We start from the raw sequence: 13070 nt of genomic DNA on the forward strand, positions 1-13070 counted from the left end.
AGGAACCCTAATTCGCCGGGGCCGGCGCGGCCGGGAGGCGCGCCAGCGTTTCGGTGGAGAGGACATAGGCCGGCTGGCGCCCCGTGAGCTCGACGCCCTGCGCCAGCGCGATCCAGAAATCCGGCAGGTAATACAGCGGCACGACGTAGAAGCCCGCGATCAGGAGCCGGTCGAGCGCGCGCACCGCCGCGACGAAATCCGCGCGCTCGCGGGCGCTCAGCAGGGCCTGCAGCACCGCGTCCACGGCCGGAGACGCGACGCCGGCATAGTTCAGCGCGCCGTTGCGCCGGGCGTTGGCCGAGCCCCAGCGCCCGATCTGCTCGTTGCCCGGCGAGGCGGAGGCCGGCCAGGTCCACTGGATCATCTCGAAATCGAAGGTCGACAGCCGCCGCCAGTACTGCACGTCGTCGATCAGCCTGACCGCGACCGCGATGCCCAGCCGCGAGAGCGACTGCGCATAGTTGAGCGCCAGCCGCTCCTGCGGCCGGCTGGTCACGGTGATCTCGAAGGCGAAGGGCTCGCCCTGCGCATTGCGCAGCACGCCGCCCTGAAGCGCATGGCCGGCGGCCTTGAGCAGATCGAGCGCCTTGCGCGCCGGCTCCCGGTCGCGGCCCGATCCATCGGTCTCGGACGGTCGCCAGCTGCCTGCGAGGATGTCCTCGCGCACCGCGCCCGGAAAGCCCGAGAGCAGCGCCTTCTCGCGCGCGTCGGCCGGCTGGCCCAGCGCCGAGAGCTCCGAATCGGAGAAGAAGCTGCCGGCGCGGCGATAGACGCCGTGGAACAGGTTGCGGTTGACCCATTCGAAATCGAACATCAGCCCCAGCGCCTCGCGCACCCGCGGGTCGGCGAAGATCGGCCGGCGCGTGTTGAAGACGAGGCCGGTCATGCCCTTGGGCGTGTCGAAATGCAGGGTTTTCCGCCGGATGCGCCCGTCGTGAACCGCCGGCACGTCGTAGCCGGTCATCCAGCGCGTCGGGTCGCCCTCGATGCGGACATCGTAGAGCCCGGCCTTGAACGCCTCGAACAGCGCATTCGAATCCCGGTAGAAGTCATAGCGGATCTCGTCGGGGTTATGGAGCCCGCGCATCAGCGGGTGATCCTCGGCCCAGAAATCCCGGCGCCGCTTCAGCGTCAGCGATTCGCCGGGCCTGACCTCCGCGACCGCATAGGCGCCGCAGCCGAGCGCCGGCCTGAAGCTGGTCTCGCCGAAGCGTTCGGCATCGGTCGCATGCCTGGCGAAGATCGGCATGGCGCCGATCACCAGCGGCAGCTCGCGGTTCGAACCGTCGCCGAGCGCGAATTCGACGCGCCGCGGCGAGACGGCCTCGGCCCTGGTCACACGCGCGAGGCTGCCGCGGTGGAAGGGCTTGCCCTTCGTCTTCAGCATCTCGAAGGTGAAGATCACGTCCTCGGCCGTGACCGGCCTGCCGTCGGAGAAGCGCGCGCGTTCGTCGAGCTCGAAGGCAAGCCGCGTGCGATCCGCGTCGAGCTCGACTGCGGAGGCGATCAGGCCATAAGCCGTGAAGGGCTCGTCCGCCGAGCGGAAGAGCAGGCTCTGCTGGACGTATTTCGGCACGGCATCCGGGGCGACGCCGAGCACGACCAGCGGGTTGAGGCTGTCGAAGGTGCCCTGGATGCCGAGGACGATGCGTCCGCCCTTCGGCGCCTTCGGATCGGCATAGGGCAGGTGGTCGAAGCCCGGCGGCAGGGCGGGCTCGCCATGCATGGCGATGGCATGCCGGGCGGGGGCCGAATCGGCGAGCGCGGCACTGCCGCGCGCCATCAAGGCGAACGGGGCGGAAGCCAGTAAAAGGTTGATCCCACGGCGGCTCGGCGCCGGGGACGAGCGAAGACGATCCATCGGACGACCTGATTCCCTCGAGCGAGGATAGCATGCCGGTGCTGCGGTCACGCAGGCTATTGCTGCCGGAATTGCGACTGGCGGCGCGCCGGACCCCCGGCTTTTCCCGAAAACCGCATTCCCCTTTTCGGACCGATGCTCTAAAGGCGGGGCAAGGTGTCATTCAAACGCCTCAATCGGCCTTGATGTGCACGGGCTTGCGGTGGCCGGCGCCCCATGCGATTGGGCCATGAATGGTGACGCGCGCGGCTTGCGAAGGCGTGGTACCGGATTCGCCAGGTTAAGGAAAGACAAGGAATGTCCGCTTCGTATCGCTTGTCATCATGTGCTCTGGGCCTCGTGCTCGGTGCGGCTGTCGGATTCGCGCCGATCGCGGCCTTCGCCCAGGCCCCCGCCCAGCGCCCGGCGCCCTCCCGCCCGGCCGCTCCTGCTCCGGCGCAGCAGCCCGCCGCTCCGGCCCAGCCCGGCGCCGCGCCTGCCGGCCCCACCGTCGTCCAGGTCAAGCCCGAGCCTTCGCAGACGACCTGGACCAAGGTCTGCGGCAAGGATCAGGGCGCCAACAAGGAAATCTGCTACACCACGCGCGACTTCGTCTCCGATCAGGGGCAGCCGGTGCTGGCCGTCGCGATCTACGACGTGAAGGGCGACGCCAACAAGATCGTGCGCTTCCTGATGCCGCTCGGCCTCCTGCTGCAGCCCGGCATCCGCTTCGCCGTCGACAGCGCGCAGCCGGTCGGCGGCCGCTACGCGATCTGCTTCCCCAATGGCTGCTTCGCCGAGGCGCCGGTCAAGGACGACTTCATCAACGCGATGAGGAAGGGCACCAACCTGAACGTCAGCGTCCAGAACCAGGGCGCCCGCGAGCTGACCTTCACCATCCCGCTCGCCGATTTCGCCAAGGGCTTCGACGGCGCGGCGATCGACCCCAAGGTGCTCGAGGACCAGCAGAAGAAGTTGCAGGACGAGCTCGGCAAGCGCCAGGAGGAGCTGCGCCAGCGCCTCGGCGCCGGCGGCGCCGAGGCTGCTCCGGGCGCGGCTCCGGCTCCTGCCGTGCCTGCGCCGGCGACCCCGCCGAAGCCCTGAGCGGCGGCGCTTCCGCCCGATGACGAAAAAGGCCGGTCCCTCGCGGGGCCGGCCTTTTTCGTGAAGGTTCGGCCTCCGTCAGTTCAGGTCGGCGCGGTCCAGCTTGTAACGGCCCTTGCGGTCGCGCCGGAAGAACTCCCGGGCGCGCGGATGCCGCACGGGCTCGCCGGAATCGTCGTCGACGAGATTCTGCTCGGAGACATAGGCGACGTATTCCGCCTCCTCGTTCTCGGCGAAGAGATGGTAGAACGGCTGGTCCTTCGACGGGCGCATGGCTTCCGGAATCGCCATCCACCACTCCTCGGTGTTGGAGAAGACCGGGTCGACGTCGAAGATCACGCCACGGAACGGGTAGATGCGGTGCTTGACCACCTGCCCGATCCTGAATTTGGCCGAACGCGCTTCCATGACAGATCCATCTTGAGCCGGCCGATACGCGCCGGCTTCGGGTCTCGTCGCCTTGCGCAAGCAATGCGTCGTAAATGCGTCGAAATCAATCGACCGATCGAAGTGGCGTGCCGGATTCCCTTCGTAGCGCCGCGCCGGATCCGATCCGGGCGGGGCCCGCCGTCCATTTCGATAACGGATAGGCAAATGGTCCCAGGTTTATATTCTTGCAGGCCGGTAAGAAATTTATCCTAGGCATATTATCCGGCTGGTCGTAAATCATCATCGCGAGGAACGTGAGCTGCGAAGCCATCCGGGGGGACCGGCGCGCAATGGCGGTTCTGTCGGATCGGAAACGACGCTAGATGCAGGCGTCCGCGGGATTCTGTTCGAAAGCGGGCGCCTTCACCGCAGGACGAAAACGCCGCCGATGGCCGACCTTCTCAGCATCTTCAACCTGGTCGCGCCCTTCTTCGGGCTGATCCTGCTCGGCTTCGCCATCGGCCGCGTCAAGCGGCTGCCGGAGGCGGGGCTCGCCTGGCTGCAGTTCTTCCTGATCTATGTGGCGCTGCCGCCGCTGTTCTACCGGCTGATCGCCGACAAGCCGCTGAGCGAGCTCGCCAACTGGCGCTTCATCGCCGGCACGACCACCGCGACCTTCCTCGCCTTCAGCCTGTCCTTCGCGATCGGGCTGAAGGCCGCGAAGGGCGATATGCCGCAGGCGGTGATGCAGGGCGTGGCCGGAGCCTATTCCAATATCGGCTATATGGGGCCGCCGCTGATCCTGGCGGCGCTCGGCCCGGCCGCGAGCGCGCCCGTCGTCCTGATCTTCGTCTTCGACAACATCCTGCTGTTCTCGCTGGTGCCCTTCCTGATGGCCCTGGCCGGGGTCGGGAAAAAGAGCCTCCTCGCGACCACGGGCGAGGTGATCTGGCGGGTGCTGACCCATCCCTTCAACCTCGCGACGCTCGCCGGGGTGCTCGCGAGCTCTCTCAGGCTGGAGCTGCCGGAGGCGATCGACCGGATGGTGCTGTGGCTGTCGCAGGCGGCCGCTCCCTGCGCGCTCTTCCTGCTCGGCGTCACCGTCGCGCTCAGGCCGATGAAGACGATGCCGGCCGAGGTGCCGGCGCTGGTCGCGATCAAGCTCCTGCTGCATCCGCTGATGGTCTGGCTGCTGCTCTCGGCGCTAGGCGGCGTGCCGCCGCACTGGACCTACGCCGCGATCATCATGGCGGCGCTGCCGCCGGCGCTGAACATCTTCGTGATCTCGACGCAGTACGGCGTCGGCGTCGCGCGCGCCTCGGCCTGCATCCTCGTCGGCACCATCGTCTCGATGATCACGCTGCCGGGCTTCCTGTGGCTGGTGAAGACGGGCCGGATAACCGCCGATCTCTTTCGCTAGCGGGTATGATCGCCCACGCCCTGCCGCATCACGAAGCGTCTCAGCGGCCCGATCCGCGACAGGGCTAAAAGCCCCGCGCCGCGCAGCAGGTCGGCCGGCACCAGATCGGTCAGCAGCGTCCGGTTGAGCATGTCGACCGCGCCCGTGCGCAGCCGGACATCCACCCGCCTTGCCCTGTCATAGGCGGCGATGACGCTTTCGCCGCCGGGATCGGCCGCTCCCTCGAGCGCATCGCGCAGATCCGCGACATCGCGCAGCCCGAGGTTCAGCCCCTGCGCCCCGATCGGCGGGAAGATATGCGCGGCCTCGCCGATCAGGGCCATGCGGCCGGCACCGAAGCGCTCGACCGAGAGTCCGCCCATCGGCACCCTGCCGCGCGCGCCTGAGACCGTCATCGCGCCGAGCAGCGACTGCACCTGGTCTTCGACGCGGCGCGCGAAAGCGGCATCGTCGAGCGCCACGATGGTTTCCGCCTCGGCCGGATCGGTGAGCCAGACCAGCGAGGAGCGCCGGCCGGGCAGGGGGACGAGCGTGCAGGGACCCTGGCGGGTGTGGAATTCGGTCGAGGTGTCGCCATGGTCCCGGCGATGCGCGAAGATCGCGGTCAGGGCGACCTGGGGATAGCGCCAGTCGCGGCTTTCGATCGCCGCCGCCGCGCGCACCTTCGAGTTGCGCCCGTCGGCGCCGGCGACGAGGCGGGCCTTCAGCGGGGCGAAGCCGTCGCCGGTGAGGCGCACGCCATCGGCCTCGGGCTCGATGGCGCGCACGAAGCCGGGGATCATCGTGAGGCCGGGCAGCGCGGCGGCCTTTTCGGCGAGGATCGCGGTGAGATCGGCGTTCTCGACGTTCCAGCCGAAGGCGGCAAGCCCGATCTCGGAGGCACGGAATTCGACCGGCGGCTGCCGGAACAGGCTGCCGCTGTCGTCGACAAGGCGCATCACGCAAAGCGGAGCGGCCTTGTCGCTGAGCGCCTCCTCCAGGCCGAGCCCGCACAGCATCCGCCAGGAGCCGTCGAACAGCGCGACGGTGCGCCCGTCGCGCGGCGTCGCGACCGGGCCGATGAGGGCGACGCTGCGGCCCTCGCGGCCAAGCGCCAGCGCGGCCGCGAGCCCCGCGGCGCCCGCGCCCACGATGGCGATGTCGACCGGATCGGCGCTCTGTGCATTCATAGCCTCTGGCTAGCTGATGAGGCGCGTTTTGGCCACGGGCCGCAAAGTCGCAAGGGGCCCCTGCGTCCGGCTGGGATGCGGCCACCCCGTCCGATCAACTATGCTGAAGCCCATCCATTCCGAGGAGATGCCTTCATGGTCAAAGCCATCCGCGCCCATCAGACCGGCGGTCCCGACGTCCTCCAGTTCGAGGATATCGCCCTGGCGCCGCCGGGCCCCGGCGAAATCCGGATCCGGAACCGGGCGATCGGCCTGAATTTCATCGACACCTATTTCCGCTCGGGCCTCTATCCGGCCCCGCAACTGCCCTTCATCCTGGGCAACGAGAGTGCCGGCGACGTGCTCGCGGTCGGTCCCAACGTCACCGAATTCGCGCCGGGCGACCGAGTCGCGGTGGTTTCGGCGCTCGGCGCCTATGCCGAGGAGCGCGTCGTGCCGGCGGCCAATGCCGTCGCGCTGCCGGACGGCATTTCCTACGAAGCCGCCGCCAGCATGATGCTGAAGGGACTGACCGCCGAATACCTGTTGCACCGCACCTATGCGGTGAAGCCGGGCGACACGATCCTGGTCCATGCCGCGGCCGGCGCGACCGGCCTGATCCTGTGCCAATGGGGCAAGGCGCTGGGCGCAACCGTGATCGGCACGGTCGGTTCCAAGGAAAAGGCGCGGCTCGCCGAGGCGCATGGCGCCGACCGTGTCATCAACTACCGCGAGGAGGATTTCGCGGCGCGGGTGAAGGAGATCACCGGGGGCAAGCTCTGCGACGTGGTTTATGACGGCGTCGGCAAGGACACCTTCATGAAGTCGCTCGACACGCTGAAGCCGCTCGGCCTGATGGTATCCTTCGGCAATGCCTCGGGCGCGGTCGAAGCCTTCAATCTCGGCATCCTCGCCACCAAGGGCTCGCTTTATGTGACGCGGCCGACGCTGAACGTCTACACGGGCAGGCGCGAGACCATGGTCGCGATGGCGAAGAACCTGTTCGAGGCGGTGACGAGCGGCAAGGTCAAGGTGCCGGTCAACGCGACCTTCCCGCTGAAGCAGGCCGCCGACGCTCATCGCCTGCTGGAATCGCGCGGCACGACCGGCTCGACGGTGCTGATCCCCTGACGACGCAAGGCGGGAGAGGGGCGCCCGGGAGACCGGGCCCCTTTTTCCGCAAGGCGTGAACCCGGTGCCGAGGTGACGCGACGAATGGGGGCCAGCGCATGCTGGCGACCATGCGGGACCCGGCTTCATGTCGTCCAAGTTTCAGACCAGCGTCTTCCTCTTCGCGGTCCTGTCCCTCTCGGGGATCGCGCTCGCCCAGCAGGCCAGGGGAAACGGTGGCCAATCCGCGACCCATGCCGACGCGATCCTGCAAGGCGCCGACAAGGGGCGGGTGCGCGTTCCCGGCCCGGTCCGGCTGCGCTATGCGCAGACCGGCTGCACGACCGGCACCTGCGGCGAGCCGCCCCGGCAGTCGGAGCAGACCGAGGCCGTGATCGCGAGCGACGCCTGCAGCAGCCTGGGCACGGCGCGTGACCGCAGCGGGCGCATCATCCGCCGCCTCTGCGCCTTCAACTGAGAGGAAGACGGCTCAGACAGCGACGCCGTGCAGGTCGTAGGCATCGGCGCGCTCGACCTTCACCGTGACGATGTCGCCCGGGCGCAAGGGCCGGCGGCTCGCGACATAGACGTTGCCGTCGATCTCGGGCGCGTCCCATTTCGAGCGGCCCTTGGCGACGCTCGGCCCGGCCTCGTCGATGATGACGGGGATGCGCTTGCCGACCCGGCCCTTGACGATGCGGGCCGAGATCTCGGCCTGCGCCTTCATGAAGCGGTGCCAGCGCGCCTCCTTCTCCGCCTCGGGAACGGGGGCAAGGCCCAGATCGTTGGCGGGCGCGCCCTTCACGGGCTCGTATTTGAAGCAGCCGACGCGCTCCAGCTTCGCTTCCTTCAGCCAGTCGAGCAGGATCTCCACGTCGTCCTCGGTCTCGCCGGGGAAGCCGACGATGAAGGTCGAGCGGATGGCCAGCTCCGGGCAGATCCCGCGCCATTTGCGGATGCGGTCGAGCGTGCGGTCCTGGTGGGCCGGACGCCGCATCGCCTTCAGCACGGAAGGCGAGGCGTGCTGGAAGGGGATGTCGAGATAGGGCAGCACCAGCCCTTCCTGCATCAGCGGGATGACCTCGTCGACATGCGGGTAGGGGTAGACATAGTGCAGCCTGACCCACATCCCCATCTGGCCGAGCTCGCGGGAAAGCTCGAAGAAGCGGCTGCGGATCTCCCGGTCCTTCCACAGCGAGGGCGCGTATTTGATGTCGAGGCCATAGGCGCTGGTGTCCTGCGAGATCACCAGCAGTTCCTTGACGCCGGCCTTCGCCAGCTTCTCGGCCTCGCGCAGCACCTCGCCGATCGGCCGCGAGACGAGGTCGCCGCGCAGCTTCGGGATGATGCAGAAGGTGCAGCGGTTGTTGCAGCCCTCTGAAATCTTGAGATAGGCGTAGTGGCGCGGCGTCAGCTTGACGCCCTGGTCGGGCACGAGGTCGACGAAGGGGTCGTGCTGCGGCGGCACGGCCTGGTGCACGGCCGAGACGACGCTCTCATAGGCTTGCGGGCCGGTGATCGCGAGCACGTTCGGGAAGGCGTCGCGGATCTGCTCCGGCTCGGCGCCCATGCAGCCGGTGACGATGACCTTGCCGTTCTCAGCCATCGCCGAGCCGATCGCCTCGAGCGATTCCGCCTTGGCGCTATCGAGGAAGCCGCAGGTGTTGACGATGACGAGATCGGCGCCGGCATGGCTCTTGGAGAGCTCATAGCCCTCGGAGCGCAGCGAGGTGATGATCCGTTCGGAATCGACCAGCGCCTTGGGGCAGCCCAGCGAGACGAAGGAGATTTTCGGCGCGACGGCGTTCATCGGCTGGGCTTTGAGTTCCGGATTGTCGGGAAGCGCTTCCTTTGAACGGTTTCAGCCTGTTTGGCAATTCCGACGTCAGGCCGCGCCGCCGGTCGTGACCGGGCGCTCGGGATCCTGGGTCCATTCGGTCATCGAGCCGTCATAGAGCGCGACCTCGTCGCGGCCGAGGATCTCCGACAGCACGAACCAGTTCGCCGCGGCGGAATGGCCGGTGTTGCAGTAGGACACCACCGGCCCCTGCGGCACCATCGCGAACAGCGCCTCCAGCTCGCCGCGGGCCTTGAGCTTGCCGCCCTCGAAGGCGCCGGCATAGTCGCGCTGGATCGCGCCGGGGATATGGCCGGCGCGCGCCGCCTCGGCGGATTTCTCGCGGCCCTCGAAGAAGCTCGAGCCCCGCGCATCGAGGAGGCTCGCCTGCCGGCTGCGCAGGGCGACGAGGGTGGCGTCGGCCGTGCTGCGCAGATCCTGCTGCGCGACGACCGGATAGGCGGCGGCGCTCCTCGGCGGCGAGGGGCCGCGCGCGACCGGGCGCCCCGGATCGGCGGTCCAGCCCCTGAAGCCGCCGTCGAGGATCGCCTGCCGGCCGTGGCCGATGAACTTCAGCGTCCAGTAGACCCGCGCCGCCGCGGCGAAATCCGTGGCGGCGGTGCCGGCCGCGACGATGACGACGTCGCAACCCGGCGCGATGCCGAGCCTTCCCGCGAGCGCGGCGAGCCGGTCGAGCGGCGGCAGCATGCCCGGCGCATTGCCGATCCGCGCCCGCCAGCCATCCGTCGCATAGTCGGAATGGGCGGCGCCGGGGATGTGCCCGGCCTCGAAGGCGGCGCTTCCGCCATCGGCGGCGGTGCGGATGTCGAGGATGACGAGATCGTCCCCGCCGAGCCGTTCGGCCAGCGTCTCCGGCACGATCAGCCCTGCGAATTCAGCCTTGCTCATGCGGCGGCCTCCTCCTGCACCGTATCAATCACCTCCAGGCTGTAGCTCATCTCGGCGGTCGCCCCGAGCATGATCGAAGCCGAGCAGTATTTTTCCTTCGACAAGGTGACGGCGCGCTCCGCCTTGGCCCGCGACAGCCCCTTGCCGGTGATGCGGTAGGCGAGGTGGATCCTGGTGAACACCTTGGGGTCGGTCGCGGCGCGCTCGGCTTCGACCTCGACCTCGCAGCCGGTCACGTTTTCACGACCCTTCTTCAGCATGCCGACGACATCGAAGCTCGTGCAGCCGGCGAGCCCGATCAGCAGCATCTCCATCGGCCGGATGCCGATATTGCGCCCGCCATATTCGGGCGCGCCATCCATCATCACGGCATGCCCGCTGCCGGATTCGCCCATGAAGGCCATGCCTTCCACCCATTTCGCGCGCGCTTTCATCGCGGTCTCCTGTCGTCGTGATCGGTTCTGCGACAGGCATAGCCCGGTCCGTCCGGCGAGGCGAGGGGCGGTTCCTCAGGCGGCTGCGAACAGGTTGCCATGGGTGATGCGCAGCCTGATGCGCTCGCCGATCGCCGGGGCGACCTGGCTCGCGAGATCGACCTCGAGCCGCTTCTTCAGCCCTTCGACCGCGACTTCCGCCCGGCGCAGCGGCCCGTTGCGGCGCAAATGCGCGACCGTGCCGGGCAGCGCCAGCGGCATCTCGTCGACGATGCGCAGATGCTGCGGCCGGACATAGAGCGAGGCCGGCCCGCCCTGGTTCTGCGTCAGCCCGCCCAGCACCGGCCGGTCGCCGAAGAAGGCCTGGCTGCCGACGATCTCGACCGGCAGCTTGTTCGCCTCGCCGAGGAATTCGCAGACGAAGGGCGTCGCCGGATGGTCGTAGACGTCGTCGGCCGAGCCGACCTGCTCGATGCGCCCGTCATTGAGGATGGCGACGCGGTCGGCGAGCTCCAGCGCCTCCTCCTGGTCGTGGGTGACGAAGACGGTGGTGTGGCCGGTGCGTCCGTGCAGCTCCCTGAGCCAGGCGCGCAGGTCTTTGCGCACCTTGGCGTCGAGCGCGCCGAAAGGCTCGTCGAGCAGGAGCACGCTGGGCTCGATCGCGAGCGCGCGCGCCAGTGCGACGCGCTGGCGCTGGCCGCCGGAGAGCTGGCTCGGATAGCGCCTCTCCAGCCCCGGCAACTGGACGAGCTCCAGCAGGGCACCGACGCGCCTGCGGATCTCGTCGTCGCTCGGGCGCTCGCGGCGCGGCCGGGATTTCAGCCCGAAGGCGATGTTCTCGGCGACGTTCATCGTCTTGAACAGGGCATATTGCTGGAAGACGAAGCCGATGCGCCGCTCGCGCAGGGAAAGCTCGCGCGTATCGGTCTCGCCGAACAGCACGCGGCCGCGATCGGCCTGTTCCAGCCCGGCGATCAGGCGCAGGAGCGTGGTCTTGCCCGAGCCCGACGGGCCGAGCAGCGCGACGAGCTCGCCGGCCTGAATGTCGAGGCAGACGCCGCGCAGCGCCGGGAAGGTCTCGAAGCGCTTCTCGATGGTCTCGATGGTGACGGCGACCGACATGGCCCGGCTCCCGGGGTCAGTGGCGGCGGCTGGCGGCGATCGCATCGCCGTAGCGCCATTCCAGCAGGGTCTTGAGGATGAGGGTGACGAGGGCGAGCCCCGCCAGCAGCGAGGCCACCGCGAAGGCGGCCGCGCCCATATACTCGTTGTAGAGGATCTCGATATGCAGCGGCATGGTGTTGGTCAGGCCGCGGATCCTGCCCGAGACGACCGCGACCGCGCCGAACTCGCCCATCGCGCGGGCGTTGCAGAGCAGCACGCCGTAGAACAGGCTCCATTTCACGTTCGGCAGCGTCACGCGGAAGAACACCCGCCAGGGCGAGGCGCCGAGCGTCAGCGCCGCCTCCTCGTCGGCCGAGCCGAGCGACTGCATATGCGGGATCAGCTCGCGCGCCACGAAGGGGAAGGTGACGAAGATGGTGGCGAGGATCAGCCCCGGCAGCGCGAAGACGATCTTCATGTCGTTGGCCTGGAGCCAGGGGCCGAAATAGCCCTGCGCGCCGAAGAGCAGCACGAAGACGAGGCCCGAGATCACCGGCGAGACCGAGAAGGGCAGGTCGATCAGGCTGATCAGCAGGTCCTTGCCCCGGAACTCGAACCGGGCGACGGCCCAGGCCGCCGCGACGCCGACGACGATGTTGAACGGCACCGCGACGGCTGCGACGACGAGCGTCAGCCGGATCGCGGCCAGCGCGTCGGGCTCGGTGATCGCGGCGCGATAGGCCTCCCAGCCCTTGCTGCCTGCCTCGATGAAGACCGTCGCCAGCGGCAGGAGCAGGAACAGCATGAGGAAGGCGAGCGAGACGCCGATCAGCAGCGCCCGCACGACGGGGCTCTCGCCACGCGCGCGGGCGGCGCGGCCGGAGGGGAGCGCGGCGTCAGACATCGCCGAACCTCCTGCGGGCGTGGGCCTGGATCAGGTTGCCGGCGAGGATGAGCGCAAACGAGATCATCAGCATCATCGTCGCCACCACGGCCGCGCCGGCATAGTCGAACTGCTCGAGCCGGATCACGATCAGGAGCGGGGCGATCTCGGAGACCATCGGCACGTTGCCGGCGATGAAGATCACCGAGCCGTATTCGCCGACGGCCCGCGCGAAGGCGAGCACCGAGCCGGTCATCAGCGCCGGCACGAGCTGCGGCAGGATCACCCGGCGAAACGTCCTGAAGCGGCTGGCGCCGAGCAGCGCCGCGGCCTCCTCGACATCGCTCTGCAATTCCTCCAGCACCGGCTGGACGGTGCGCACGACGAAGGGCAGGCCGATGAAGATCAGCGCCACCATCACGCCGAGCGGCGTATAGGCGATCCGGCCGTCGAAGCCGAAGGAGAGATCGGTGAAGGGCACGGTGATGCGGAAGGCGAGCGGCGCGAGCAGCGAGCCGACCCAGCCGTTCGGCGCGTAGATCGCCGCGAGCGAGATGCCGGCGACCGCCGTGGGCAGCGCGAAGGGCAGATCGACGGCGGCATCGATCAGGCGCCGGCCGGGAAATTCGTAGCGCACCAGCACCCAGGCCAGGATCAGGCCGAACACGGCGTTGACCAGCGCCGCAAACAGCGCCGCCGTGAAGGAGAGCCTGAGCGCGGCGAGCGTGCGCGGCGAGGTCGCCACCGCCCAGATATCGGCAGGTCCGGCGCTGGCGGCCTTCAGGAACAGCGCCGCGAGCGGGATCAGCACGATCAGCGACAGTGCCGTCAGCGTGATGCCGAGCGAAAGCCCCAAGCCGGGCAGGATGCTCGGCTCGCGCCAGCGGAAAGGCGTCGTCGCCGCCGTCATCG

General features: G+C 68.8%; 13 protein-coding genes. 4 read left to right on the plus strand and 9 right to left on the minus strand.

Annotated features, from left to right (window positions below; translation table 11 throughout):
• Window positions 1–7: 7 nt before the first annotated feature.
• Window positions 8–1783, minus strand: coding sequence for an extracellular solute-binding protein (locus tag M9917_RS19950; RefSeq protein WP_297256657.1), 1776 nt, complete (start codon window positions 1781–1783; stop codon window positions 8–10).
• 375 nt (window positions 1784–2158) lie between these two features.
• On the opposite strand from M9917_RS19950, the gene M9917_RS19955 reads away from it, so the two are divergent.
• The gene (locus M9917_RS19955) at window positions 2159–2944 is read left to right on the plus strand and encodes an invasion associated locus B family protein (protein ID WP_297256659.1); all 786 of its coding nucleotides are present in this window, start codon (window positions 2159–2161) and stop codon (window positions 2942–2944) included.
• Between the two features lie 78 nt (window positions 2945–3022).
• Here the strand turns inward: M9917_RS19955 and hspQ are convergent, their stop codons facing one another.
• Window positions 3023–3352, minus strand: a complete 330-nt coding sequence (gene hspQ, locus M9917_RS19960) for a heat shock protein HspQ (protein ID WP_199085589.1) — start codon at window positions 3350–3352, stop codon at window positions 3023–3025.
• 409 nt (window positions 3353–3761) lie between these two features.
• On the opposite strand from hspQ, the gene M9917_RS19965 reads away from it, so the two are divergent.
• Window positions 3762–4733, plus strand: coding sequence for an AEC family transporter (locus M9917_RS19965; protein ID WP_297256664.1), 972 nt, complete (start codon window positions 3762–3764; stop codon window positions 4731–4733).
• Here M9917_RS19965 and M9917_RS19970 read toward each other — a convergent pair.
• Window positions 4730–5902, minus strand: coding sequence for a UbiH/UbiF family hydroxylase (locus tag M9917_RS19970; RefSeq protein ID WP_297256665.1), 1173 nt, complete (start codon window positions 5900–5902; stop codon window positions 4730–4732). The two genes, M9917_RS19965 and M9917_RS19970, sit on opposite strands and share 4 nt — an antisense overlap.
• Window positions 5903–6037: 135 nt before the next feature.
• Here M9917_RS19970 and M9917_RS19975 point away from each other — a divergent pair, with 135 nt between their 5' ends.
• Window positions 6038–7012 carry a quinone oxidoreductase family protein gene (locus tag M9917_RS19975; RefSeq protein WP_297256668.1) on the plus strand — a complete coding sequence of 325 codons (975 nt, stop codon included), beginning with the start codon at window positions 6038–6040 and terminating at the stop codon, window positions 7010–7012.
• Between the two features lie 127 nt (window positions 7013–7139).
• Window positions 7140–7469 (plus strand): hypothetical protein, encoded by a 330-nt coding sequence (locus M9917_RS19980; RefSeq protein WP_297256670.1) that lies wholly within the window; start codon window positions 7140–7142, stop codon window positions 7467–7469.
• Window positions 7470–7481: 12 nt separating this feature from the next.
• On the opposite strand, the gene rimO is transcribed toward M9917_RS19980, so the two are convergent.
• The 6 genes from rimO to cysT form a co-directional block, all read right to left on the minus strand.
• On the minus strand, window positions 7482–8801 hold the full coding sequence (gene rimO / locus M9917_RS19985; RefSeq protein ID WP_297256672.1) for a 30S ribosomal protein S12 methylthiotransferase RimO: 1320 nt from the start codon (window positions 8799–8801) through the stop codon (window positions 7482–7484).
• A gap of 75 nt (window positions 8802–8876) precedes the next feature.
• On the minus strand, window positions 8877–9737 hold the full coding sequence (locus M9917_RS19990) for a sulfurtransferase (protein ID WP_297256673.1): 861 nt from the start codon (window positions 9735–9737) through the stop codon (window positions 8877–8879).
• A complete protein-coding gene (locus M9917_RS19995) occupies window positions 9734–10171 on the minus strand; it encodes an OsmC family protein (RefSeq protein WP_297256675.1) in 438 nt (145 codons plus the stop codon). The genes M9917_RS19990 and M9917_RS19995 overlap by 4 nt, the downstream gene beginning before the upstream one ends.
• 75 nt (window positions 10172–10246) lie before the next feature.
• Window positions 10247–11293 (minus strand): sulfate/molybdate ABC transporter ATP-binding protein, encoded by a 1047-nt coding sequence (locus M9917_RS20000; RefSeq protein WP_297256677.1) that lies wholly within the window; start codon window positions 11291–11293, stop codon window positions 10247–10249.
• 16 nt (window positions 11294–11309) lie between these two features.
• The gene (gene cysW, locus M9917_RS20005) at window positions 11310–12179 is read right to left on the minus strand and encodes a sulfate ABC transporter permease subunit CysW (protein WP_297256679.1); all 870 of its coding nucleotides are present in this window, start codon (window positions 12177–12179) and stop codon (window positions 11310–11312) included.
• Window positions 12172–13068: a sulfate ABC transporter permease subunit CysT gene (cysT, locus tag M9917_RS20010; protein ID WP_297256681.1), complete on the minus strand. Its 897-nt coding sequence runs from the start codon at window positions 13066–13068 to the stop codon at window positions 12172–12174. The genes cysW and cysT overlap by 8 nt, the downstream gene beginning before the upstream one ends.
• Window positions 13069–13070: the final 2 nt, after the last annotated feature.

It is taken from the genome of Bosea sp. (in: a-proteobacteria), assembly GCF_023953965.1.
GTDB lineage: Bacteria > Pseudomonadota > Alphaproteobacteria > Rhizobiales > Beijerinckiaceae > Allobosea.